At 72.4% G+C, this 22,702-nt stretch carries 20 protein-coding genes; 10 read left to right on the top strand and 10 right to left on the bottom strand.

Annotated elements, in window-relative coordinates:
* Nucleotides 1-34: 34 nt before the first annotated feature.
* Both FGW31_RS16880 and FGW31_RS16875 read right to left on the bottom strand, forming a co-directional pair.
* Nucleotides 35-883, bottom strand: coding sequence for an ABC transporter permease (locus tag FGW31_RS16880; protein WP_142194266.1), 849 nt, complete (start codon nucleotides 881-883; stop codon nucleotides 35-37).
* A complete protein-coding gene (locus tag FGW31_RS16875) occupies nucleotides 880-1,908 on the bottom strand; it encodes an ATP-binding cassette domain-containing protein (protein ID WP_142194265.1) in 1,029 nt (342 codons plus the stop codon). The genes FGW31_RS16880 and FGW31_RS16875 overlap by 4 nt, the downstream gene beginning before the upstream one ends.
* Before the next feature lie 128 nt (nucleotides 1,909-2,036).
* Between FGW31_RS16875 and FGW31_RS16870 the strand changes: the two genes are divergently transcribed.
* Nucleotides 2,037-3,020 carry an NAD(P)H-quinone oxidoreductase gene (locus tag FGW31_RS16870; RefSeq protein WP_142194264.1) on the top strand — a complete coding sequence of 328 codons (984 nt, stop codon included), beginning with the start codon at nucleotides 2,037-2,039 and terminating at the stop codon, nucleotides 3,018-3,020.
* A gap of 486 nt (nucleotides 3,021-3,506) precedes the next feature.
* Here FGW31_RS16870 and FGW31_RS16865 read toward each other — a convergent pair whose 3' ends face one another.
* A complete protein-coding gene (locus FGW31_RS16865; RefSeq protein WP_142194263.1) occupies nucleotides 3,507-4,175 on the bottom strand; it encodes a hypothetical protein in 669 nt (222 codons plus the stop codon).
* A gap of 223 nt (nucleotides 4,176-4,398) precedes the next feature.
* Between FGW31_RS16865 and FGW31_RS16860 the strand changes: the two genes are divergently transcribed.
* On the top strand, nucleotides 4,399-4,938 hold the full coding sequence (locus FGW31_RS16860; protein ID WP_142194262.1) for a bacterial proteasome activator family protein: 540 nt from the start codon (nucleotides 4,399-4,401) through the stop codon (nucleotides 4,936-4,938).
* An 81-nt stretch (nucleotides 4,939-5,019) separates the two neighbouring features.
* On the opposite strand, the gene FGW31_RS16855 is transcribed toward FGW31_RS16860, so the two are convergent.
* Nucleotides 5,020-6,654 (bottom strand): protein kinase domain-containing protein, encoded by a 1,635-nt coding sequence (locus tag FGW31_RS16855; RefSeq protein ID WP_142194261.1) that lies wholly within the window; start codon nucleotides 6,652-6,654, stop codon nucleotides 5,020-5,022.
* Between the two features lie 358 nt (nucleotides 6,655-7,012).
* Between FGW31_RS16855 and FGW31_RS16850 the strand changes: the two genes are divergently transcribed.
* The 4 genes from FGW31_RS16850 (at nucleotide 7,013) to FGW31_RS35960 (ending at nucleotide 12,863) form a co-directional block, all read left to right on the top strand.
* On the top strand, nucleotides 7,013-8,665 hold the full coding sequence (locus FGW31_RS16850; protein WP_142194260.1) for a protein kinase domain-containing protein: 1,653 nt from the start codon (nucleotides 7,013-7,015) through the stop codon (nucleotides 8,663-8,665).
* A gap of 560 nt (nucleotides 8,666-9,225) precedes the next feature.
* Complete coding sequence (pdhA, locus tag FGW31_RS16845) at nucleotides 9,226-10,443, top strand: pyruvate dehydrogenase (acetyl-transferring) E1 component subunit alpha (RefSeq protein ID WP_142194259.1); 1,218 nt, start codon at nucleotides 9,226-9,228, stop codon at nucleotides 10,441-10,443.
* A 1-nt stretch (nucleotide 10,444) separates the two neighbouring features.
* Nucleotides 10,445-11,437 (top strand): alpha-ketoacid dehydrogenase subunit beta, encoded by a 993-nt coding sequence (locus tag FGW31_RS16840; RefSeq protein WP_142194258.1) that lies wholly within the window; start codon nucleotides 10,445-10,447, stop codon nucleotides 11,435-11,437.
* Between the two features lie 10 nt (nucleotides 11,438-11,447).
* Nucleotides 11,448-12,863, top strand: coding sequence for a dihydrolipoamide acetyltransferase family protein (locus FGW31_RS35960; RefSeq protein ID WP_142194257.1), 1,416 nt, complete (start codon nucleotides 11,448-11,450; stop codon nucleotides 12,861-12,863).
* A 253-nt stretch (nucleotides 12,864-13,116) separates the two neighbouring features.
* On the opposite strand, the gene FGW31_RS16830 is transcribed toward FGW31_RS35960, so the two are convergent.
* Nucleotides 13,117-14,016, bottom strand: a complete 900-nt coding sequence (locus FGW31_RS16830) for a D-alanyl-D-alanine carboxypeptidase family protein (protein WP_142194256.1) — start codon at nucleotides 14,014-14,016, stop codon at nucleotides 13,117-13,119.
* A gap of 230 nt (nucleotides 14,017-14,246) precedes the next feature.
* Here FGW31_RS16830 and FGW31_RS16825 point away from each other — a divergent pair, with 230 nt between their 5' ends.
* The gene (locus tag FGW31_RS16825) at nucleotides 14,247-14,900 is read left to right on the top strand and encodes a GntR family transcriptional regulator (RefSeq protein ID WP_142194255.1); all 654 of its coding nucleotides are present in this window, start codon (nucleotides 14,247-14,249) and stop codon (nucleotides 14,898-14,900) included.
* Entirely contained in the window at nucleotides 14,897-16,207 is a 1,311-nt protein-coding gene (locus FGW31_RS16820; RefSeq protein ID WP_142194254.1) for an MFS transporter, read from the top strand. Before FGW31_RS16825 ends, FGW31_RS16820 begins: the two co-directional genes overlap by 4 nt.
* A 316-nt stretch (nucleotides 16,208-16,523) precedes the next feature.
* Here FGW31_RS16820 and FGW31_RS16815 read toward each other — a convergent pair whose 3' ends face one another.
* The gene (locus FGW31_RS16815) at nucleotides 16,524-17,348 is read right to left on the bottom strand and encodes a maleylpyruvate isomerase family mycothiol-dependent enzyme (protein ID WP_142194253.1); all 825 of its coding nucleotides are present in this window, start codon (nucleotides 17,346-17,348) and stop codon (nucleotides 16,524-16,526) included.
* Nucleotides 17,349-17,530: 182 nt separating this feature from the next.
* On the opposite strand from FGW31_RS16815, the gene FGW31_RS16810 reads away from it, so the two are divergent.
* Nucleotides 17,531-18,331, top strand: coding sequence for a carbon-nitrogen family hydrolase (locus FGW31_RS16810; RefSeq protein ID WP_142194252.1), 801 nt, complete (start codon nucleotides 17,531-17,533; stop codon nucleotides 18,329-18,331).
* Nucleotides 18,332-18,661: 330 nt separating this feature from the next.
* On the opposite strand, the gene FGW31_RS16805 is transcribed toward FGW31_RS16810, so the two are convergent.
* Entirely contained in the window at nucleotides 18,662-19,159 is a 498-nt protein-coding gene (locus FGW31_RS16805) for an LURP-one-related/scramblase family protein (RefSeq protein ID WP_142194251.1), read from the bottom strand.
* A gap of 134 nt (nucleotides 19,160-19,293) precedes the next feature.
* Here FGW31_RS16805 and FGW31_RS16800 point away from each other — a divergent pair, with 134 nt between their 5' ends.
* Nucleotides 19,294-20,235, top strand: a complete 942-nt coding sequence (locus FGW31_RS16800; RefSeq protein WP_142194250.1) for an RICIN domain-containing protein — start codon at nucleotides 19,294-19,296, stop codon at nucleotides 20,233-20,235.
* 77 nt (nucleotides 20,236-20,312) lie between these two features.
* Here the strand turns inward: FGW31_RS16800 and FGW31_RS16795 are convergent, their stop codons facing one another.
* The 3 genes from FGW31_RS16795 to FGW31_RS16785 all read right to left on the bottom strand — a co-directional run bounded on the left by FGW31_RS16795 (nucleotide 20,313) and on the right by FGW31_RS16785 (nucleotide 22,588).
* Nucleotides 20,313-20,690 (bottom strand): SH3 domain-containing protein, encoded by a 378-nt coding sequence (locus FGW31_RS16795; protein WP_142194249.1) that lies wholly within the window; start codon nucleotides 20,688-20,690, stop codon nucleotides 20,313-20,315.
* A 213-nt stretch (nucleotides 20,691-20,903) separates the two neighbouring features.
* Complete coding sequence (locus FGW31_RS16790; protein WP_142194248.1) at nucleotides 20,904-21,158, bottom strand: DUF6458 family protein; 255 nt, start codon at nucleotides 21,156-21,158, stop codon at nucleotides 20,904-20,906.
* 80 nt (nucleotides 21,159-21,238) lie between these two features.
* Nucleotides 21,239-22,588, bottom strand: a complete 1,350-nt coding sequence (locus FGW31_RS16785) for a M18 family aminopeptidase (protein WP_259396452.1) — start codon at nucleotides 22,586-22,588, stop codon at nucleotides 21,239-21,241.
* Nucleotides 22,589-22,702: the final 114 nt, after the last annotated feature.

Genomic DNA, 22,702 nt, shown 5'->3' with positions numbered 1-22,702 from the left:
CTCCGCCGCCCCGCACGGCCTCGTCCCGGCACGGCTACTTGCGGTTGTACAGCCGCATCGTGACCGGGCCGAAGACCAGCACGAACAGGGCGGACCAGCCCAGCGTCCAGGCGACCTCGCCGGCCGGCCAGTCGCCCGCCATCAGCCCGCGCACCGCGGACGCCAGATGGGTGACGGGGCTGTTGTTGACGAACGCCTGGAGCCAGCCCGGCATGGTGCGCGGGTCGACGAAGACGTTGGACAGGAAGGTGAGCGGGAAGATCACCATCATGCTGACGCCCATCACCGACTTCTCGGTGCGCAGCATCAGCCCGAACATCGTCCAGATCCACGAGAAGGCGAACGAGAACAGCACCAGCAGCGCGATCCCCGCGAGCACACCGGCCACGCCGCCGTCGGCCCGGTAGCCGAGGATCATGCCGACGGTCAGCATCACCACCGACGCGATGGTGTAGCGCAGGGCGTCGCCGAGCAGATAGCCGACCATCGTCGAGGGCCGCCAGATCGGCAGGCTGCGGAACCGGTCGAAGACACCCTTCTCGATGTCCGTGTTGACCGAGACACCGGTGTACATCGTGATCATCACGACCGACATCACCAGGATGCCCGGCAGCAGGAACTGGATGTACTCCTTCGGCGAGCCGGCCAGCGCCCCGCCGAACAGGTACGTGTACATCAGCACCATCATGATCGGGAACGCCGTGACGTCGAACAGCTGCTCGGGCACGTGCTTGATCTTCAACACGGCGCGCCAGCCGAAGGTCATGGAGGCGGACCAGGCGCTGGGCCGGGGCGGGCGCTCCTTGGCGACCAGCAGTTCGGCGAGGGAGTCGGTGCGCACCGGGGCGAGCCCGCCGCTCTCGGTCGGGGTCGTGGTGCTCATGCCGCCACCTCGTCCTTCGGGTCGTGGGAGTCGTCCCGGCCGGGCCGGGGCTGCTGCGTGTCGTGGCCGGTGAGGGCCAGGAACACCTCGTCCAGGCTGGGCTGGCCGAGGGAGAAGTTGTCGACGGTGATGCCGGCGCGCGCGAGTTCGTTCAGCGCGCGGGCGGCGTGCTCGGCGGCGGTGTCGTGGCTGGCGGCCGCGGCGAGGCGGGCGGTCAGCGCCACCGGGTCGGGGTCCGTCTGCACCTGCGCGTCGAGGGCGCGGCGCAGCAGGTCGGCGGCGATCGGCCGCTGCTCCGGGTCCCGCAGCCGCAGATGCACGGATCCGGCGCCGACGGACGCCTTCAGCTCGCCCTTGGTGCCCTCGGCGATCACCTTGCCGCGGTCGATGACGGCGATCCGGGACGCCAGCTGGTCGGCCTCGTCCAGGTACTGCGTGGTCAGCAGCACCGTCGTGCCCTGGGCGACGACCGCGCGCACGATGTCCCACACCTGGTTGCGGCTGCGCGGGTCCAGGCCGGTGGTGGGCTCGTCGAGGAAGAGCAGGTCGGGCGTGTTGAGGATGGACGCGGCGATGTCGATGCGGCGCCGCATGCCGCCCGAGTAGTGCTTGACCTGCTTCCCCGCGGCCTCCGTGAGCCCGAAGGCCTCCAGGAGCTGGGCGGCGCGGGTGCGGGCCGCGGGCTTGCGGTGGCCGAGGAGCCGGGCCAGGAGGACCAGGTTCTCGGCGCCGGTGAGGTCCTCGTCCACGGACGCGTACTGGCCGGTGAGGCTCACCCGGCCGCGCACCTCGTCGGCCTCGCGCACGATGTCGTGACCGAAGACGTGGGCCTCGCCGCCGTCGGGACGCAGCAGGGTGGCGAGCATTTTCACCGTGGTGGTCTTGCCCGCGCCGTTCGGGCCCAGGACGCCGTACACCGTGCCGGTCGGCACGGCCAGATCGACCCCGTCGACGGCCCGGGTCTCACCGAAGGTCTTGACCAGGCCCGCTGTCTCGATCGCCAGGCCGGACGTCTGCGTGCTCATGTGGGTCCTTCCGCGTGCTCGGGCTACGCATGGACTGACTTTCACGGTCGCGCAAACTCATCGCTCCCGCACACGCATTTCCGACGGCGGCAAGGGACGCCGGGCGTCACGGGGGTACGGTCCCCTTCATGCATGCGATCACGATTCCCGAACCCGGTGGGCCCGAGGCGCTGGTGTGGGACGAGGTCCCCGACCCCGTGCCCGGCGAGGGCGAGGTGCTGGTGGAGGTGGTGGCCGGTGCCGTGAACCGGGCCGACATCCTCCAGCGGCAGGGCCACTACAACCCGCCGCCCGGCGCGTCCCCCTATCCCGGTCTCGAATGCTCCGGACGGATCGCCGCGCTCGGCCCCGGGGTGGGCGGCTGGGCCGTCGGCGACGAGGTCTGCGCGCTGCTCTCCGGCGGCGGTTACGCCGAGAAGGTCGCGGTCCCGGCCGGGCAGCTGCTGCCGGTGCCCGAGGGGCTGACCGTCGACCAGGCCGCGGCGCTCCCGGAGGTCGTCTGCACGGTCTGGTCGAACGTCTTCATGATCGCCCACCTGCGTCCCGGTGAGACGTTCCTGGTGCACGGCGGCTCCAGCGGCATCGGCACCATGGCGATCCAGCTCGCCAAGGCCGTCGGCGCGAAGGTCGCCGTCACGGCGGGCACCGAGGAGAAGCTGGAGCGCTGCGCCGAACTGGGCGCGGACATCCTGATCAACTACCGCGAGCAGGACTTCGTCGCGGAGCTGAAGGCCGCCACCGACGGCGCCGGCGCGGACGTCATCCTCGACAACATGGGCGCCAAGTACCTGGACCGCAACGTCCGGGCCCTCGCCGTCAACGGCCGGCTCGCGATCATCGGCATGCAGGGCGGCGTCAAGGGCGAGCTGAACATCGGCGCGCTCCTCGGCAAGCGCGCCGCCATCAGCGCGACCACGCTGCGCGCCCGGCCCACGACGGAGAAGGCCGCGATCGTCGCGGCGGTACGGGAGCACGTCTGGCCGCTCGTCTCCGCCGGCCACGTCCGCCCGGTCATCGACCGCGAGATCCCCATGCAGGACGCGGCCGCCGCGCACCGGGTGGTGGAGGACAGCGACCACATCGGCAAGGTGCTGCTGGTGACACCGAACTGAGCGGAGCAGGCCCCCGGCGACCCGGCGACGTCGCGGCACCCGTCGCCGCCGCGCCGTGACGGCCGAAGCGCGGCGCAGGACGACGCCTTGCCGGCCGACGCGTCCCACCGGCCGCCGACACCGTGAATCCTGCGCGCTGCGGGCGCTGCGGGCGCTGCGGGCGCTGCGGGCACACGGACACACGGGCACCGCGGGCACCGCGAGCACCACGGGGACTGCGGGGACTGTGGTCACCGTCGACACCATGCGCACCGAGCGCACCGTGGGCACCACGCACTGTGAACACCGTGGGCACCACGCGCGCCTTGAGGCCGAAGCGCCCGGGGACGACGCGCGTACCGCCGCACCGCGCGTACCGGCGCTTCCCGGGACAGCCGGGCCCGGGACCGTGCGCACCCGCTCGCACCCCCCGTACCGGCGCTCCCCGGGACAGCCGGGCCCGGGGACCGTGGGCACCCGCTCGCACACCGTGGCCCGGCCGCCCGCCTAGGGCACGCCGCCGCCCTGGCGCATCCGCAGGGCGACGAAGGCGAGGCCGAGGCCCAGGCCGATCAGCATCAGTCCGCTGCCCAGCGGCAGGATGCGCAGCACGGGCTCGACGGCGGGCTCGCCGCCCGCGACCGGGTCCGGCACGGCCGACCGCGAGGACGTGCCGGGCACCGGGACCGCCTCCTGCGAGGCGGGCGCCTGCGGGACGGTGCCGGCCTCGCCGGGCGCCCGGGACGCGGCCCCGTCGCCCTCCGGGCGCGGCGCGCCGGTCCCGTCGTCCGGCGGCTCGGTCGCACCGTCGGCGTCCCTGCCGCCGCCGTCCGCGTCCTCGTCGGCCGCCTCGTCGCGTCCCGGCCGCTCACGGGGGCCGGCGCCGCGCGACTCCTCGTCGGCCGCCTCGCGCCGCCCGGGCCGCTCCCGGCCCTCCCCCGGCCGGCTCCCGGCCCGGGACGGCGTCCGGGACGGCGAGGCCGACGGTGACGGCGAGGCCGAGGTGTCGTTCTCGTCCTCGTCCTCGTCCGCGTCCTCGTCCGCGTTGTCGGGCGAGGGCCGGGCGACCACACGGGTCTCCTCCGCCCCGTGGGCCACGGCCGTGCCGAGGGGTGCCGCACCGGGGCCGTGCGGCACCACCACCGTCCCCGCCCCCAGCACTACCGCCGCCCCCACTACACGCAGCCATGAAGTCACGACCGTGACCTCCCGCGCCGGCCGGTGCTCGGTCACACCGCCGGCAAGATGGGCCGGATGGACGCCCAACAGCCTCGCATTCCCGTATGAACCCGGCATGCCGGATACCGCCGTAAGGTCGACCCGCTCGTGCGGACCGCGGTCTCCGTCTCTTCCGGGGGCACCGCCGAAGTGCGCCGCGGGTGTGCGCGACAATGGCCGCATGGAGATGCCGAGGAACGAACGGTCGCCGGAGAATCCGCAGATCCTGGTCGTCGGCCAGGACGGTATGGCGCTCAGCGGCGGCACCGGAGACGAGGACTCCCGCGAGACCCCGGTGACGGAGCAGGTCGAACAGCCGGCGAAGGTCATGCGGATCGGCAGCATGATCAAGCAGCTGCTGGAGGAGGTGCGGGCGGCTCCTCTCGACGAGGCCAGCCGGGCCCGGCTGAAGGAGATCCACGCCAGTTCGGTGAAGGAACTGGAGGACGGTCTGGCCCCGGAGCTGGTCGAGGAACTGGAGCGGCTCTCCCTGCCCTTCACGGACGAGGCCACCCCGAGCGACGCCGAACTGAGGATCGCGCAGGCCCAGTTGGTGGGCTGGCTGGAGGGCCTCTTCCACGGCATCCAGACCACGCTCTTCGCCCAGCAGATGGCCGCGCGCGCCCAGCTGGAGCAGATGCGCCGCGCTCTGCCCCCGGGCGTCGGCGACGGCCAGGAGGACCCGCACATCGGCGGGCGCTCCGGCGGCCCGTACCTGTAGCCCCACCGTCCACCGAACGGCGCGAAGGGCCCGGCAGATGCTGCCGGGCCCTTCGTCGTCCGCTCGGTCGCGGCCGGAGGGTCAGGACGGCGGGTTGCCCGTCGAGACCTTGAGGGTGATCTCCGGCATGTTCTCGGGGTCGACGTCCGTGCCGGCCGGCGGGAACTGGTCGCGCACGGAGCCCTCGCCGTAGGTGTTCTCGTCCACCTTGATGATCTTGAAGTCGCCCCAGCCGGCGGCCTGCAGGCACTCCTTCACCGAGCCGATGTACTTGAACTTGAAGTTGGGCAGCCGGATCTTCTCGGGGTCGTTGTACGACTCCTGCGGCTCCTCGCACTCCTCCGCGTCGATCTTCTTGGAGGTGTCGGGACCGCGGTAGCCCGCCGCCTTGGTCGGCGACGCCGTCGCCGTGGCGCCGCCCCCGCCGCCCTGCGGCTCCTTTTCGCCGCCGTTCATCATCAGCGCCGTGACCAGCCCGCCGACGGCGAGCAGGGACACCACGACCGAACCGATGATCACCGGCTTGTTCCGGCCGCCGCCCGAACCGCCGGACGCCGACTGCTGGGGCGTGATGTTGTACGGCGGCGGTGTCGCCGGACCCTGCGGGGAGTACGCCGCCGGGCCGGCCGTCTGGTAGCCGCCCTGCTGCGGGTAGCCGTACGCCGGGGACGGCGCCGGGGTCCCGTACGGGTTCGGGGCCGGCGTCGGCTGGTAGGGCGTGTGCACGTTGCCCGCGGGCGTCGGGTTCGTCTGGTCGACCGGCGGGAACACCGCGGAGCCGACGCCGGCGCCGCTCTGCGCCTGCGAGCCGGGGACGATGCTCGGCGGCGCCGGCTGGAAGGACTGCGCCACCCGCAGGCACTCGCCGCGCATGGCCTCGGCGCTGGGGAAACGCTCGTTGGGGTTCTTCTTCAGGGCGCGGGTGATCAGCGCGTCCACGGCCGGCGGCAGCGCGCGGTTGATGGAGGACGCGGTCGGCGGCTCCTCCTGCACGTGCGCGTAGGCGATCGCCAGTGGCGAGTCCGCGTCGAACGGCAGCCGCCCGGTGACCAGTTGGAAGAGCATGATGCCGACCGAGTACAGGTCGGAGCGCGCGTCGACGCCGCGGCCGAGGGCCTGCTCGGGCGAGAGGTACTGCGGGGTGCCGACGACCATGCCGGTCTGCGTCATCGACGTCACACCGGACTGCATGGCGCGGGCGATGCCGAAGTCCATCACCTTGACCACGCCGCGCTTGGTCATCATCACGTTGCCCGGCTTGATGTCGCGGTGGACCAGCCCCATCTCGTGGCTGATCTCCAGCGCCGCCAGCACGTCCGCGGTGATCTTCAGCGCCTTGTCGGCGGGCATCGCGCCCTGCTGCCGCACGTCCTCGTCGAGCACGGAGCCCAGCGGGCGGCCCTCGACGTACTCCATGACGATGTACGGCGTCGTCATGCCGTCCACGTCGTCCTCGCCCGTGTCGAAGACGGAGACGATGTTGGTGTGCGTGAGCTTCGCCACGGACTGGGCCTCGCGGCGGAAGCGCTCACGGAAGGCCTGTTCCCGGCCGAGTTCCGTGTGCAATGTCTTGATCGCGACCTGGCGGTCGAGCACGCTGTCGTAGGCGAGGTGCACCGACGCCATGCCGCCCTGGCCGAGCAGGTCACGCAGTTGGTACCGTCCGCCGGCGAGCGCCCGCCCCGCGTACTGGCCCTGTGCGCCGTCCTGGCTCATGTTCCCCGTCCCCCGTAGCCTCTCCGGCGCCGCCGTCCGTGACTGTCCCGTCGACCGCTTCGTCGTAGATCCAATGTGCTATTCCCGGCCAAGTCTGCCCCAGGGCACTGACACGTCAAGCGCGGTGCCCGTTCCGTGACCGTACGCGAAAGAAGCGTCGCGGAAGCGTTACAGGGGTCGTACGACCGGTACACGGAATTTGCACGACAGTACGGGGTGAGGGTTTCATGACCGGTCCGTCGCGTGCCGGTCGGGGCAGGCCGTCCCGGACCGGAGGCCCCCGCGAAGGCTGTAGCGTGGCCGACGGAGACCGTAACAACACCGCGCGCACCGCGGGCAGAAACGACGGCGAGGACTGATGGCACAGCAGCAGCGCGCTCAGGGCCCGTCCGACCCCGAGGCGACTGGCGGCGGCAACTCGGACGCGCCGGACAACTGGGGCAACGGCGGGCTTGTCGGCGACGGCCGGTACCGGCTGACCCACCGGCTCGGCCGGGGCGGCATGGCCGAGGTGTTCGCCGCCGAGGACGTGCGGCTCGGGCGCACCGTCGCCGTCAAGCTGCTCCGCTCCGACCTCGCCGAGGACCCCGTCTCCAAGGCGCGCTTCACGCGCGAGGCGCAGTCGGTGGCCGGTCTCAACCACCACGCGATCGTCGCCGTGTACGACTCCGGCGAGGACGTCGTCGGCGGCCAGTCCGTGCCGTACATCGTGATGGAGCTGGTCGAGGGCCGCACCATCCGCGACCTGTTGATGAACGCCGAGGCGCCGGGCCCCGAGCAGGCGCTGATCATCGTCTCCGGTGTCCTGGAGGCGCTCGCCTACTCGCACCAGCACGGCATCGTGCACCGCGACATCAAGCCCGCCAACGTGATCATCACCCACAACGGCGCCGTGAAGGTGATGGACTTCGGCATCGCCCGCGCGCTGCACGGCGCGTCCACGACGATGACGCAGACCGGCATGGTCATGGGCACGCCCCAGTACCTCTCCCCGGAGCAGGCGCTCGGCAAGGCCGTCGACCACCGCTCCGACCTGTACGCCACCGGCTGCCTGATGTACGAGCTGCTGGCGCTGCGGCCCCCGTTCACCGGTGAGACGCCGCTGTCGGTGGTCTACCAGCACGTCCAGGACATCCCCACGCCTCCGTCGGAGGCCTCGGACGGCTGCCCGCCGGAGCTGGACGGCCTGGTCATGCGCTCCCTCGCCAAGGAGCCCGACGACCGTTTCCAGACCGCCGAGGAGATGCGCGGCCTGGTCCAGTACGCGCTGCAGATGCTGTACGACCAGGGCGGCCACACCGGCACCTGGAACACCGGCCCGGTCCACATGCACGAGGGCCGGCACACTCCCGCGGCGGGCTTCGCGGGCACGACCGCGATGCCGCACCCGGACGCCTCCAGCACGGCGGCCATCCCGCAGCCGATACTGCCCTCCGGGTACGGCGGCCGGGACGACGGTGGCTTCGAGGGCCACGGCAACAAGGGCAGCGGGCGCGGCAAGCTGTGGGTCCTCGCGGTGCTCGCCGTGATCGCCATCGCGGCGGGTGTCGCGCTGGCGCTGAACAACGGCGGCGGAGGCGGGGGCGGCGACGAGCCGACCACCTCGCCGACCACCTCGCAGTCCACCGAGGACGAGACCTCCAGCGAGACGCCGAGCGACGAGGCGACCGAGGAGACGACCGACCCGGGCACCGGCACCGGCACGGAACCGGGCACGAGCACCGGCGGCGACTGGGACCAGACGTACACGCCGTCCGAGACGCCGTCCCAGCCGGAGTCGGAGGAGCCGAGCGCCCCGCCGACCGCCTCGCAGCCCACCGGCACGGGCGGCACGAACACCGGCGGCACCGACCCCGGCACCGACGCGGGCGGCACGGACGCCGGCGGCACGGACGCGGGCGGCACGGACGCCGGCGGTACCGACGCGGGCGGCACGGACGCCGGTGGCACGGACGCGGGCGGTACGGACGCCGGCGGCACCGGGACCACCGTCGGCAACGTGGGCGGCTGACCCACCGCCCGTCCTCCGCCTCGGTTCCTGCGCGCCGGTTGCTCCATGCCGGTTCCTTGCGTCGGTCCTTTGCGTCGGTCTCTTGCGGCGGTTCCTCCGTCGTCGTACTCCGTGTCGGTTTCCTCGGCGCCGGTTGTTCCGTCGTCGTGCTCCGCGCCGGTTCCTCCGCGCCGGTTCCTCCTCGCCGGTTCCTCCGGCGTCGTGCTCCGTGTCGGTTGCTCCGCGCCGGTTCTTCCGTGCCGGTCGCGGAACTCGGCCCTTCCCGTGCCCGGGGTGGCCGGGATAACGTGCCGTTGCTCCGGCCTCCTGCAAGGCTGTGACCAGCGCCTTGACCCGTCTTCCCCGATTTACTTGGAAATCCAAGCAAAATCGCAGGTCAGGAGGGGTTTCACAGAAATGTGCAGCACTGGGTACCGTGCCTATTGCAGGGCGCTCGCCGGGGCACCTGTCACGCCTGTTCCCGGCCGAGTGGCACCCACCCCGTGCCCGGTGGTCGAGCAACAGGTGAGCCGCACTGGCCTACCGGCAACCCCGGGGGCCGGACCGACGGAGGAGCACACGTGACCGTGGAGAGCACTGCCGCGCGCACACCGCGACGCAGCGCCGGAACGAAGGCCGGCACCACCGGCACCAAGCGCACCACCAGCACCACCAAGAAGGCCACCGCCGCCCGGAAGAACACCGGGAAGAGCACGGAGCCCGCCCTCGTCCAGCTGCTGACGCCCGAGGGCAAGCGCGTCAAGAACGCCGAGTTCGACCCCTACGTCGACGGCATCACCGCCGAGGAGCTGCGCGGCCTGTACCGCGACATGGTGCTCACCCGACGCTTCGACGCCGAGGCCACCTCCCTGCAGCGCCAGGGCGAGCTGGGCCTGTGGGCCTCGCTGCTCGGCCAGGAGGCGGCGCAGATCGGTTCCGGCCGGGCCCTGCGGGACGACGACTACGTCTTCCCGACCTACCGGGAGCACGGCGTCGCCTGGTGCCGCGGGGTGGACCCGACCAACCTGCTCGGCATGTTCCGCGGCGTGAACAACGGCGGCTGGGACCCGAACGGCAACAACTTCCACCTCTACACGATCGTCATCGGCTCCCAGACGCTGCACGCCACCGGCTACGCGATGGGCATCACCAAGGACGGCGCGGACAGCGCGGTCATCGCGTACTTCGGTGACGGCGCCTCCAGCCAGGGCGACGTGGCCGAGGCCTTCACCTTCTCCGCGGTCTACAACGCCCCGGTGGTGTTCTTCTGCCAGAACAACCAGTGGGCGATCTCCGAGCCGACCGAGAAGCAGTCCCGTGTGCCGCTGTACCAGCGCGCGCAGGGCTTCGGCTTCCCGGGCGTCCGCGTGGACGGCAACGACGTGCTGGCGAACCTGGCCGTCACCAAGTGGGCCCTGGAGCGGGCCCGCGCCGGTGAGGGTCCGACGCTGGTCGAGGCGTTCACGTACCGCATGGGCGCGCACACCACCTCCGACGACCCGACCCGGTACCGCGGCGACGAGGAGCGGCTGGCCTGGGAGGCCAAGGACCCGATCCTGCGCCTCCGCCGCTACCTGGAGGCCTCGAACCACGCGGACGAGGGTTTCTTCGCGGAACTGGAGGCCGAGAGCGAGGCGTTGGGCAAACGAGTGCGCGAGGCGGTCCGTGCCATGCCCGACCCGGACCACTTCGCCATCTTCGAGAACGTGTACGCGGACGGCCACGCGCTCGTGGACGAGGAGCGGGCGCAGTTCGCCGCCTACCAGGCGTCGTTCGCGGACGAGGACGGGGGTAAGTGACATGGCGGAGACGGTGACATCCAAGAACATGGCCCTGGCCAAGGCGATCAACGAGTCGCTGCGGCGTGCCCTGGACGCGGACCCGAAGGTCGTCGTCATGGGTGAGGACGTCGGCAAGCTCGGCGGCGTGTTCCGGGTGACGGACGGCCTGCAGAAGGACTTCGGCGAGAGCCGCGTCATCGACACCCCGCTCGCCGAGTCGGGCATCGTCGGCACGGCGATCGGCCTGGCCCTGCGCGGCTACCGCCCGGTGGTGGAGATCCAGTTCGACGGCTTCGTCTTCCCGGCGTACGACCAGATCGTCACGCAGCTGGCGAAGATGCACGCCCGCTCGCTGGGCAAGGTCAAGCTCCCGGTCGTCGTGCGCATCCCCTACGGCGGCGGCATCGGCGCGGTGGAGCACCACTCCGAGTCCCCGGAGTCGCTGTTCGCGCACGTCGCGGGCCTGAAGATCGTCAGCCCGTCCAACGCGTCGGACGCGTACTGGATGATGCAGCAGGCCGTCCAGAGCGACGACCCGGTGATCTTCTTCGAGCCGAAGCGGCGCTACTGGGACAAGGGCGAGGTCGACACCGAGGCGATCCCCGGCCCGCTGCACACCGCGCGCGTGGTGCGCGAGGGCACGGACCTGACGCTCGCCGCGTACGGCCCGATGGTGAAGCTCTGCCGGGAGGTCGCCGACGCGGCGGCCGAGGAGGGCCGCTCCCTGGAGGTCCTCGACCTGCGGTCGGTCTCCCCGATCGACTTCGACTCGATCCAGGCGTCGGTGGAGAGGACGCGCCGGCTGGTCGTCGTCCACGAGGCACCGGTGTTCTTCGGTTCCGGCGCGGAGATCGCCGCGCGGATCACGGAGCGCTGCTTCTACCACCTGGAGGCCCCCGTGCTGCGGGTCGGCGGCTACCACGCGCCGTACCCGCCGGCCCGTCTGGAGGAGTCCTACCTCCCGGACCTGGACCGGGTGCTCGATGCCGTCGACCGCTCGCTGGCGTACTGAGGAGAGGGTCGTGACGACGATGACGAACGCGTCCGTACGCGAGTTCAAGATGCCGGACGTGGGCGAGGGCCTGACCGAGGCCGAGATCCTCAAGTGGTACGTGCAGCCCGGTGACACGGTCACCGACGGCCAGGTGGTCTGCGAGGTCGAGACGGCGAAGGCGGCCGTCGAACTGCCCATCCCCTACGACGGCGTGGTCCGCGCGCTGCACTTCCCGGAGGGCACCACGGTCGACGTGGGCACGTCCATCATCGCGGTGGACGTCTCCGGCGGCGCGGCTCCGGCGACGGAGGCACCCGCACCGGCCGCCGAGCCGGAGCCGGTGCCAGAGGAGCCGGCGGCCGGGCCGGCGGCCCGCCAGCCGGTCCTGGTCGGCTACGGCGTGGCGACGTCCTCGACGCGCCGCCGCCCGCGCAAGCCGGCGGCGCCCGACGCCGCGGCCCAGCAGGCGGCGGTGGCCGTGCAGCAGGAGCTGAACGGCCACGCCCCGGCGGCGCCCGCCGCGGGCGCGCCGCGCCCCCTGGCGAAGCCCCCGGTGCGCAAGCTGGCGAAGGACCTCGGCGTCGACCTGGCCTCGGTCACCCCGACCGGCCCGGACGGCATCATCACCCGCGAGGACGTCCACGCGGCGGTGGCGGCGGCGCCGCAGGCCGCCCCGGAGACGGCGGCCCCGGCCGCCGTGACCGCCCCCGCGCCCGTCGCGGCCCCGGCGCCGTCCGACACCGCCCGCGAGACGCGGATCCCGGTCAAGGGCGTGCGCAAGGCCACGGCGGCGGCGATGGTCGGCTCGGCGTTCACGGCGCCGCACGTCACGGAGTTCGTGACGGTCGACGTGACCCGCACGATGAAGCTGGTCGAGGAGCTGAAGCAGGACAAGGAGTTCGCGGGCCTGCGCGTGAACCCGCTCCTGCTGATCGCCAAGGCTCTGCTGGTCGCGATCCGGCGCAATCCCGACATCAACGCCTCCTGGGACGAGGCGGCCCAGGAGATCGTGGTCAAGCACTACGTCAACCTGGGCATCGCGGCGGCCACTCCGCGCGGCCTGATCGTCCCGAACATCAAGGACGCCCACGCCAAGACGCTGCCGCAACTGGCCGAGTCCCTGGGTGAACTGGTGTCCACGGCCCGCGAGGGCAAGACCTCCCCGGCGGCGATGCAGGGCGGCACGGTGACGATCACCAACGTCGGCGTCTTCGGCGTCGACACGGGCACGCCGATCCTCAACCCGGGCGAGTCCGCGATCCTCGCGGTCGGTGCGATCAAGCCCCAGCCGTGGGTCCACAAGGGCAAGGTCAAGCCGCGTCAGGTCACCACGCTGGCGCTCTCCTTCGACCACCGCCTGGTCGACGGCGAGCTGGGCTCCAAGGTCCTGGCCGACGTGGCCGCGATCCTGGAACAGCCCAAGCGCCTGATCACCTGGGCCTGATCACCTGGGCTGATCACCTGCGCTGATCACCTGGGCTGATCACCTGGGCTGATCACCTGGGCCTGATCATCTGGGCCCGACCCGTCCGGGCCCGACCGTCCGGGCCGGCCGGCGGGTCCTGGTACCGGAACGGCGGTGGCCTCCACCCGTGGGTGGGGGCCACCGCCGTCGGACGTCCGGTGGCGCGTCCGCGCCGGTCACCAGCTCGCCGGATTGCCAGCTCGCCGGATTGCCGGGTCGCCGGGTCGCCGGTTCAGATCCTGCCGAAGCCGTAGGACAGGAGCTTCTTGGCGTCCTTCTCGCGCTGGGCGGCGGAGGACGAGGCGAGGACCGTGCCGATGACCGTCTTGCCGTTCCTCGTCGCGGCGAACACCAGGCAGTACTTGGCCTCCGGACCCGAGCCGGTCTTCACACCGATCGTGCCGCTGTAGCTGCTGAGCAGCGTGTTCGTGTTGTTCCACGGCGCCATCGTGCGGATGCTGCCCGTCTTGGTGACGGTCTTCGCCGTGTACTTCTTCGTCTTCACGATCGAGCGGAACGTCGAGTTCTTCATCGCGCTGCCGGCGATCTTCGTCAGATCGCGCGGCGTGGAGTAGTTCTTGCCGTTCCCGATGCCGTCGAACGAGTCGAAGCTGGTGTTCTTCAGACCCAGCTTCTTCGCCTCCGCGTTCATCTTGCCGATGAACGACTTCACGCGCGCCGAACGCGTCTTGCCGGTGCCGAACTTGTCCGCCAGCGCGTACGCCGCGTCGCAGCCGGAGGGCAGCATCAGCCCGTACAGCAGCTGGCGCACGGTCACCTTGTCGCCGACGATCAGCCGCGCCGACGAGGCGTTGTGCTTCACGATGTAGTCGCTGTACGCCATCTGGATCGTGACCTTGGCGTCCAGGTTCAGGTTCTTCTGGGCCAGCACGACCTTCGCGGTCATGATCTTCGTCGTCGAGCCGGTGGAGCGACGCGTGTCCGCCGCCTTGGTGTAAAGCGACTTTCCGTTCCCGTTGTTCATCACGTAGCCGCCCTTGGCGACGATCGTGGGAGCGGTGGCGGCCTGCGCGGGCGCCGCGTGGAGGGCTCCGGCCGCGAGCACGGCGCCGGTGGTCATGGCGACGCCGACGGCTCTGCGGAGGCGGATGCCCTGAATGCCGTTGTTCAAGTGAGGTACCCCGATGGTGTTGAAAGCCCCGATGGTGTGGATGAGTTGAGGTGCGGAAGAGCGGACGAACCGAGGTGCGGCCGACAAGGGGGCCGCGTCTTTCTGACTCGCGGCGCACCCGGATGGTTGTGCGCGGGACGCGGGGCGTTTCCGCACGCCGGAGTCCGCGTGCACAGTCCGCATCGTGGACGAATTCTTCCACGCGTACGTGTTGTATCTATCCTGTCGGCATGAGTCTGGCCGCCGTGAAGCAACCCCCTGCCGCCGACCGCGTCTACGCGCACGTCAAGCAGAGCGTCCTGGACCGCCGTTACGAGGGCGGGACGCTGCTCACCGAGGGCGAGCTGGCCGAGGCCGTCGGCGTCTCGCGCACCCCGGTCCGTGAGGCGCTGCTGCGTCTCGAGGTGGAAGGGCTGATCAAGCTCTATCCGAAGAAGGGCGCCCTGGTGCTGCCGGTCTCCGCGCAGGAGATCGCCGATGTCGTGGAGACCCGGCTGCTCGTCGAGGAGCACACGGCCCGCAAGGTCGTCCCCGCGCCGCCCGGACTCATCGAGCGCCTGGAGGAGCTGCTCGCCCGGCAGAAGGAGCAGGCCGCCGCCGGTGACTTCGCCGGGGCCTCCGTCTCCGACCGGTGCTTCCACGCCGAGATCGTCCGCAGCGGCGGCAACGAGATCCTCTCGCGTCTCTACGACCAGCTCCGCGACCGCCAGTTGCGCATGGGCGTCGCCGTGATGCACTCCCACCCCGACCGCCTCGCCAAGACCCTCGCCGAGCACGAGGAGATCCTCCAGGCGCTGCGCTCCGGCGACCCGGAGGCGGCCGTCGCCGTCGTCCACCGGCACATCAGCTGGTTCTCCCACCTGGCCCGGGGTGAGGTGCGATGAGCGACGTGCGCGGAGGGTCCGCCGGCCTGCCCGGTGATCCTCCCGGCGGGCGGCGCGCGCTGGCCGTGTGGGGCATCGGCGTCTCGGTGTACTTCGTCGCCGTCATCTTCCGTACGTCGCTGGGCGTGGCCGGGCTGGACGCGGCCGACCGCTTCGGCGTCAACGCCTCGGCGCTGTCCACGTTCTCCATCCTCCAGCTGCTGGTCTACGCGGGCATGCAGATACCCGTCGGGCTGCTGGTGGACCGGCTCGGCACCAAGAAGGTGCTGGGCATCGGCGCCGTGCTGTTCACGGCCGGGCAGCTGGGGTTCGCGTTCTCCCCGTCGTACGGCATGGCGCTGGCCTCGCGGGCGCTGCTGGGCTGCGGGGACGCGCTGACGTTCATCAGCGTGCTGCGGCTGGGCACCCGGTGGTTCCCGGCCCGGCGCGGGCCGCTGGTCGCGCAGATGGCGGGGCTGGTCGGCATGGCGGGCAACCTCGTCTCCACGCTGGTCATCGCGCGGCTGCTGCACGGCATCGGCTGGACGGCGGCGTTCGCGGGCAGCGCGGTCGCCGGCGCGGTGGTGTTCGTGCTGCTGGTGCTGTTCCTGAAGGACCACCCCGAGGGCCACGCACCGGAACCCGTGCCGCACCAGGGCGCCGCCTACGTGCGCCGGCAGGTCGCCGCCTCCTGGCGGGAGCCGGGGACCAGGCTCGGGCTGTGGGTGCACTTCACCACCCAGTTCCCGGCGATGGTGTTCCTGCTGCTGTGGGGCCTGCCGTTCCTGGTCGAGGCGCAGGGCCTGTCCCGCGCGGTCGCCGGTGAACTGCTCACCCTCGTCGTGCTGTCCAACATGGCGGTCGGGCTGGTCTACGGCCAGATCGTCGCCCGGCACCACGGGGCGCGGCTGCCGCTGGCGCTCGGGACGGTGGGCGCGACGGCACTGCTGTGGGCGGCGACCCTCGCCTACCCGGCCGACACCGCGCCGATGTGGCTGCTGGTGGTGCTGTGCACGGTGCTGGGCGCCTGCGGGCCGGCGTCGATGATCGGGTTCGACTTCGCGCGGCCCGCCAACCCGCCGGAGCGGCAGGGCACGGCGTCCGGGATCACCAACATGGGCGGCTTCGTCGCCTCCATGACCACGCTGTTCGCCATCGGTGTGCTGCTGGACGCGACGGGCGACGACTACACCGTCGCCTTCTCGGCGGTGTTCGTGCTGCAGGCGCTGGGGGTCACGCAGATCCTGCGGCTGCGGAGGCGGGCGGCGCGCGCCGAGCGGGAGCGGTTGGTGGCGAGCCGCGTGACGTCGGTCCACGTGCCCGTGTAGCACGCCCGGCGCGGCCGGCACCGGGGCCGGACGGGACGGTGACGGTGACGGTGACGAGCGACTGCGGGCGCCTGCCTCGCTCTCCGCTTACTCCGGCAGTCCGGGCCGCTCCGAACGCTCTCCGCTCTCTCCGGTTGCTCCGAACGCTCTGCGCTCTCCGGCGCTCCGGTTGCTCCGAGCGCTCTCCGCTCTCTCCGGCGCTCCGGTTGCTCCGAGCGCTCTCCGCGAGCGGTCCCTCCGGTCGCCCACCCGTGCCGCCCGGCGGCACGACGGCCGGCGGGGACGGCAGGGGGGGGGGCCGCCCCCCCGCCCGCCGTTACGGAGTCACCGCGAAGTGCCGCAGGATCGCCGCCGTCAGATCCGGGTCGCCCTCGGCCTTCACCCGGTCCGCCACGGCCTCCGGGGTCACCCGGCCGCAGGCCAGGCGGACGTAGGTCTCCCAGTCCATGGCGAGGGTGGCGGCGGGGCCGAGTGCCGGGGCCGTCTCCAGGGTGCCGCGGCCCTGGATGTCGACGCGGACGGTGCGCAGGAACTCCACCGGCCCGTGCACGTCGATGACCACGGCCGAGCTGCGCGGCGCCTGCGCGTCCTCGGCCACCACGCGCGGCAGTTCGGCGAGCAGCACGTCGCAGGCGACGTGCGCGCCGGGGGAGTCGAGGTTGCCGGGGCGGCCGAGGGCCGTGCGCAGGTCCTGTTCGTGCGCCCACACGTCGAACGCGTGCCGGCGCATCGACTCCTCCAGCGTGAGTTCCGAGCCGAGCGGGCCGCGCACCATGGTGTCCGGCGCGCGGTTCTCGTTCCGCAGCTGCCGGTTACGGCGGATGATCATGAGTTCCAGCTCGGCGGTCATCTCCGGCGCCGTGTGGTGGCGGCGCACGTCGACCTGCATCTCCATGTACCGCTGGTGGTCGTTGGTGACGTGGAACAGGTCGCGCGGCAGCGCGTGGATGGGGCGCGGGTCGCCGTACATCTCCGAGTCCAGGCCGATGACGTGCGAGACCACGTCGCGGACCGACCAGCCCGGGCACGGGGTGCGCAGGTTCCAGTCGCCTTCCGGGAGCCGCTGCACCAGCTCGGATATCGCCTCGATGGAGTGGGACCAGGCGTCGGCGTAGGGCTGGAGGGTGGGATGCAGACTCACGGAACGGGACCCCTCGGCGGTCGGTACACGGGCGGGTTGTGGCGGCATTGCCAGTGGGCGGTGGCTGCACTCGGCGGGCGTCTCGGAGAGCTAAGTTACGCTGCTGCGAGGCACCCCGGCAGTGCTTTCGTGTGACGATCGTAGGCCCGTGTGGGCGGGCCGAACGCCAGGACGGTGGTAGTGTGCGCGCCTCTTTGCTCCAAGTAGCCGTGAACAAGGACGAAACGGTCGGATCGCGCCGGAGCCGGGTGGCCGGGATGGTACGGGACCAGGCCGGGGCCGATCTCGTGGTGCTCCCGGAGCTGTGGACCACGGGCGCGTTCGCCTACGAGGACTTCGCCGACGAGGCGGAACCGCTCCGGGGGCCGACCCACGACGCGATGGCCGCGGCCGCGCGCGACGCGGGCGTCTGGCTGCACGCGGGCTCCGTCCCGGAGCGCGACCCGGACGGCACCCTCTACAACACCTCCCTCGTCTTCTCGCCGTCCGGTGAACTGGCCGCCGTCTACCGCAAGATCCACCGCTTCGGCTTCGACAAGGGCGAGGCCGTGCTGATGGGGGCCGGCGACACGCTGGTGACGGTGCGTCTGCCGGGGACCGTCCTCGGGGTGGCGACCTGCTACGACCTCCGTTTCCCGGAGCTGTTCCGCGGGCTGGTCGACGCCGGCGCCGAGACCCTCGTGATCCCGGCGGGCTGGCCGGAGCGCCGCCGGTCCCACTGGACGCTGCTGGCGCAGGCGCGGGCGGTGGAGAACCAGGCGTTCGTCCTCGCGTGCGGAACGGCCGGGACGCACGCCGGAGTTCCCCAGGCCGGTCACTCGATCGTGGTCGATCCGTGGGGCGAGGTCCTGGCGGAGGCGGGCCCCGACGAGCAGGTCCTCACGGTCGACTTCGACCCGACGACGGTGGCCGGCACCCGGGACCGCTTCCCGGCCCTCAAGGACCGCGTCCTCGGCCTCGACCGCCCCACCACCGGGACCTGACCCCGCCACTGGGGCCTGACCTCATCACCGGGGCCAGCCCCCGCTACCGGGGCCACTTCACCACCGGGTCCCGACCCCATCACCGTCCCGACCCCATCGCCGGGGCCTGACCTCATCACCGGGGCCAGCCCCCGCTACCGGGGCCACTTCACCACCGGGGCCTGACCCCGCCACCGGGGCCTGACCCCACTACCAGGGCCCGCCACCCACCGGGGCCCGTCCTCACCACCGGGGCTCGCCCTCACCACCGGGGCTCGCCCCCATCACCGGGGCCCGTCCCGGCCGCCGGGACCGCCCCGGCCGCCGGTCCGCCGGACAGGGGCGGAACGGCTAGCCGTCCTCCCGTTCCTTCTGCGCCAGGTGGATCACGCACACGGCCACCGCGATCAGCAGCGCCGGGTCCGCGTCCTCCCGGACGACGTCGACGCCGTACGTCTCCCGGACGTGCAGCCACCGCCGGGAGACCACGGCGAGCAGTTCGCCGTCGTACTCCACGGCGAACTCGCGGTCGAGGATGCGGCCGCTGACGTCCAGTTCGGTGCTGCCGTCCGCCAGGGACACCCGGTAGTGGTTGCGCAGCAGGGACAGCCGCTTGCGGCGGATCGTCGCCAGCGGCTCGCCGTCCCGCTCGATCACCATGGTGTCGCGCACCGCGAACATCTTGCGGCGGATGTCGACGAGGACGCGGCCGCCGGCGTCCTTCAGCTCGAAGGTGTCCCGCAGCCGCATGGCCTTGCCGTCGACGAGGAAGACCTTGTTGCCGCGGTCGTCCTCGATCCAGTAGTCGTCACCGATCCCGAGGATCCGGTCCCGCACGAGGTATCTCATGGGACCAGGGCTTCCCCGCCGGGCGTCCCGCTGAAGCGGCCGGTAGGCCGACGGGCTGAGCCCGGCCCGGTACCGCACGGGAATGACGCGATCATGGATTGCGCTCCCGGCCGGCTGCCGGGACATTGACGGACATGGGAAGCCAGAAGGGTCTGCGGCCCGAAGACGCCGGTGACGCCGCGGAGTTCGTCGCGCTGATGCGGCGGGCCAAGGAGCGCTCCGGGCTGACGTACCGGGAGCTGGAGCAGCGGGCGGCGCGGCACGGGGACGTGCTGGCGCGCAGCACCCTGGCCAACGCCCTCGCGCGCCACGCGCTCCCCCGGCCGGACCTCGTGGCCGCGTTCGTCCGCGCCTGCGAGGGCGAGGACCAGGTGGAGCGGTGGCTCGCGGCCCGGGACCGGCTGGCGGAGGCCGCCCCGCGCACCGCCGCCCCGGAGGCTCCGGCCGCCCCCCGTACGGCCGGAGCCCTCGCGGCCCGCTGGTTCACCGGGCCGGGACGCGTGCGCCGGGTCACCGGGATGACGGCCGTCGGCCTGGCCGTGGCGACCGCGGCGGTCCTGGCCCTGTCCTTCCCCGGCGACGACGACCGGGCGCAGCGGGGCGAACCCGTCGGCGCCGACGGCCCGGTGCGCATCCGGCCGGTGCTGTCGCCCGGACTGTGCCTGACCGACGGCCACACCCGGGACGGCCGCTACCCCTCCGAGGTGGCGGTGCACCGCCCGTGCGCCGGCGCCGAACCGCCGGTGACGCGGCTCGTGCCGGCCGGGAACGGGACGTACCGGGTGAGCTGGTACCACCCCGAGCACGGCACGGGCTGTCTGGTCGTCCTCACCACCGCCCCGGCCCGCGACCTGCTGGAGCCGCGCAACGACTGCACCGCGGGCACCCGGTTCCGCGTCGAGCGGGTGCACGGGGACGGGGCGGACACGGACGCGGACGAGTACGTGCTGCGCGTCGACGCGGGCCGGTGCCTGGGCGCCGCCGACGCGGAACCGGCCGAGGGGACCGAGGCCGTGGTACGGGCGTGCACCGACGCACCGGCCCAGCGCTATCTGATCGGCCCCTCGGACGACTGAACCCGGCCGGCGGACGGCCGAGCCGGTCCGGCGCAACCCCGCCCGCCGGACCGCTCCCCCTCACCGCCGACGGACCGTCAGCAGCGCGCCGTGGCCCCGCCGTCGTCCAGGTAGGCGCCGTAGATCCAGCCGAGGCTGCTGCCGTTGGCGTCCCGGATCCACGTCCACCGGTTGCCGTAGTCGTTCACGGAGTAGCAGTCGTACTGGACGGTGGTGTCCTGCGAGACGTATCCGACGGTGGTGCAGGCGCCGTACGGGCCGGTGTGCACAGCGGCGCTGCCGGACTTGGTGACCTTGCCGGAACCGCTGTCCTTGTTGGTGTGCGGCCAGTACGCGTTGCCGCAGGTGACCGCCGACGTTCCGCTTGCCGCCGCCTGGGCGGCCGGCGCGGCGAGGCCGCCCGCGACGAGTGCCGCACCGGCGACGGTGACCATCAGGGCATGACGTGCACGCATGCGTTCTCTCCCGAGTCGTGTGACAGGTGGTGCCCGGGGCCGGATCGGCCGGGGCGGACCAGACACTGCCGGTGCGCGTCACGGCGCGGCAACGCCCACGCCCGTCCGGGACGGTCCGGGACGGCCGAAGCCTGTCCGGGACAGCCCTGACCTGCGTGGACGCCGTCACGGTGGGATGGAGGACCGGCGCTCGGGGCGGCGGTCCCGGGGTTGTCAGACCCCGTATCCGTCGCTGTATCCGTCGCGCGTGTGGTGGTGCGGGCGCGTGTCGTCGACGACCGGCGTGGCGGGCGGTACGACGACCCGCCGACGCCGGGCGATGCTGCTGAAGGTCGCGACGCCGATCAAGCCGACGATCATGAAGATGACGCCGACCAGGTCAAGGTTGACACCCTGCATGTCCCAGTCGGTCGCGAACGTGAGGATTGCTCCCACGGCGATGAGGATGATGCATCCGCCGAGGCCCATGGTGTCGCCTCCCTGTCCGGTGGTTCCGGTCGACTCCGGGTACCCGGACGGGCGTTTCCCATGCGCCGTGGGCGGGTTGACTACTCGTCGAGGAACGCCAGCAGCGCGTTGGCCAGCAGGTACGGGTCGTTGGCGCCGCACAGTTCGCGTGCGCTGTGCATGGACAGGATGGCCACGCCGATGTCGACGGTGCGGATGCCGTGCCGGGCCGCCGTGATGGGGCCGATGGTGGTGCCGCACGGCATCGCGTTGTTGGAGACGAACGACTGGAAGGGCACGTCCGCCTTGTCGCAGGCCGCCGCGAACACCGAGCGTCCCGAACCGTCCGTGGCGTAGCGGTTGTTGACGTTGACCTTGAGGAGCGGGCCGCCGTCGACGCGCGGGTGGTGCGTCGGGTCGTGCCGCTCCGCGTAGTTGGGGTGGACGGCGTGACCGGTGTCGGAGGAGATGCAGACGGTGCCGGCGAAGGCACGGGCCCGGTCCTCGTACGTGCCGCCGCGCGCGTACACCGAGCGCTCCAGGACGCCGCCGAGCAGCGGGCCGTCCGCGCCGGTGTCGGACTGGGAGCCGTTCTCCTCGTGGTCGAAGGCGGCGAGGACGGGGATGCAGGAGAGGTCGGCGCCCCGGCCCGCCACCGCGGCGAGGGCGGCCGTGCCGGCGTGCACGGACAGCAGGTTGTCCATGCGCGGGCCGGCCACCAGCTCGCGGTCGCGGCCCAGGTAGGCGGGCGGCTCGACGGAGTGCACCATGAGGTCCCAGCCGGTGACCTCGCCGGAGGGCAGGCCGGCGGTCTCCTCCAGGAAGGCGATGAGGTCGCCGTCGCGGATGTCGTCGCCGAGGCCCCACACCGGCTGCATGTGCCGCTGCTTGTCCAGCTTCAGACCGTCGGAGTTGACCGTGCGGTCCAGGTGGACGGCGAGCTGCGGGACCCGCAGGAGCGGCCGGTCGACGTCGACCAGGCGGGTGGAGCCGTCGCGCAGGGTCAGCCGGCCGGCCAGGCCGAGGTCGCGGTCGAGCCAGGAGTTGAGCAGCGGGCCGCCGTAGATCTCCACGGCCACCTGGCGCCAGCCGTGCGCACCGCTGTCGGGCCGCGGCTTCACCCGCAGGTTCGGGGAGTCGGTGTGGGCGCCGACGATCCGGAACGGGGTGTGCGCGGCGGCTCCCTCGGGCACGTACCAGGCGATGATCGCGCCGCCGCGCAGCACGTACTTCCCGCCGGCCGTCCCGTCCCAGGCGTCCGTCTCCGCGACCTGCCGGAAGCCCGCCTTCTCCAGCCGCTCGGCCGCGTTCGCCACCGCGTGGTACGGCGTGGGACTGGCCGCGAGGAAGGACATCAGGTCGTCGGTGTGGCCGCGGTCGAAGCGGAAAGAGGCGCGCGCAGCGCTCCGCGCAGGGGTGGCGGCGGGAGACGGGCGGGAGGGTTCGCTCATGGGTTCACCTTAACGAGCGCGAGGGCCCGCATCCCTGTGCGGGAGCGGGCCCTCGCGGGGTCCGGCCGGGTCTCGTACGGTCTGTCCCCGCAGGTCGGGGCAGGCCCGCGAAGG

It is taken from the genome of Streptomyces calvus (assembly GCF_006782915.1).
In the GTDB taxonomy this organism is placed as follows: domain Bacteria; phylum Actinomycetota; class Actinomycetes; order Streptomycetales; family Streptomycetaceae; genus Streptomyces; species Streptomyces calvus.
The sequence above is the reverse complement of the archived record's forward strand: the minus strand, read 5'-3'. Positions and strand labels throughout refer to the sequence as shown.

Coding starts and splice junctions, on each gene's coding strand:
- FGW31_RS16850 (WP_142194260.1), top strand. CDS start 7,013: ATGGCACAGCAGCAGCGCGCTCAGGGCCCGTCCGACCCCGAGGCGACT.
- FGW31_RS16875 (WP_142194265.1), bottom strand. CDS start 1,908: ATGAGCACGCAGACGTCCGGCCTGGCGATCGAGACAGCGGGCCTGGTC.
- FGW31_RS16800 (WP_142194250.1), top strand. CDS start 19,294: ATGGGAAGCCAGAAGGGTCTGCGGCCCGAAGACGCCGGTGACGCCGCG.
- FGW31_RS16880 (WP_142194266.1), bottom strand. CDS start 883: ATGAGCACCACGACCCCGACCGAGAGCGGCGGGCTCGCCCCGGTGCGC.
- FGW31_RS16860 (WP_142194262.1), top strand. CDS start 4,399: ATGGAGATGCCGAGGAACGAACGGTCGCCGGAGAATCCGCAGATCCTG.
- FGW31_RS16795 (WP_142194249.1), bottom strand. CDS start 20,690: ATGCGTGCACGTCATGCCCTGATGGTCACCGTCGCCGGTGCGGCACTC.
- FGW31_RS16785 (WP_259396452.1), bottom strand. CDS start 22,588: ATGAGCGAACCCTCCCGCCCGTCTCCCGCCGCCACCCCTGCGCGGAGC.
- FGW31_RS16855 (WP_142194261.1), bottom strand. CDS start 6,654: ATGAGCCAGGACGGCGCACAGGGCCAGTACGCGGGGCGGGCGCTCGCC.
- FGW31_RS16840 (WP_142194258.1), top strand. CDS start 10,445: ATGGCGGAGACGGTGACATCCAAGAACATGGCCCTGGCCAAGGCGATC.
- FGW31_RS16820 (WP_142194254.1), top strand. CDS start 14,897: ATGAGCGACGTGCGCGGAGGGTCCGCCGGCCTGCCCGGTGATCCTCCC.
- FGW31_RS16790 (WP_142194248.1), bottom strand. CDS start 21,158: ATGGGCCTCGGCGGATGCATCATCCTCATCGCCGTGGGAGCAATCCTC.
- FGW31_RS16870 (WP_142194264.1), top strand. CDS start 2,037: ATGCATGCGATCACGATTCCCGAACCCGGTGGGCCCGAGGCGCTGGTG.
- FGW31_RS16825 (WP_142194255.1), top strand. CDS start 14,247: ATGAGTCTGGCCGCCGTGAAGCAACCCCCTGCCGCCGACCGCGTCTAC.
- FGW31_RS16805 (WP_142194251.1), bottom strand. CDS start 19,159: ATGAGATACCTCGTGCGGGACCGGATCCTCGGGATCGGTGACGACTAC.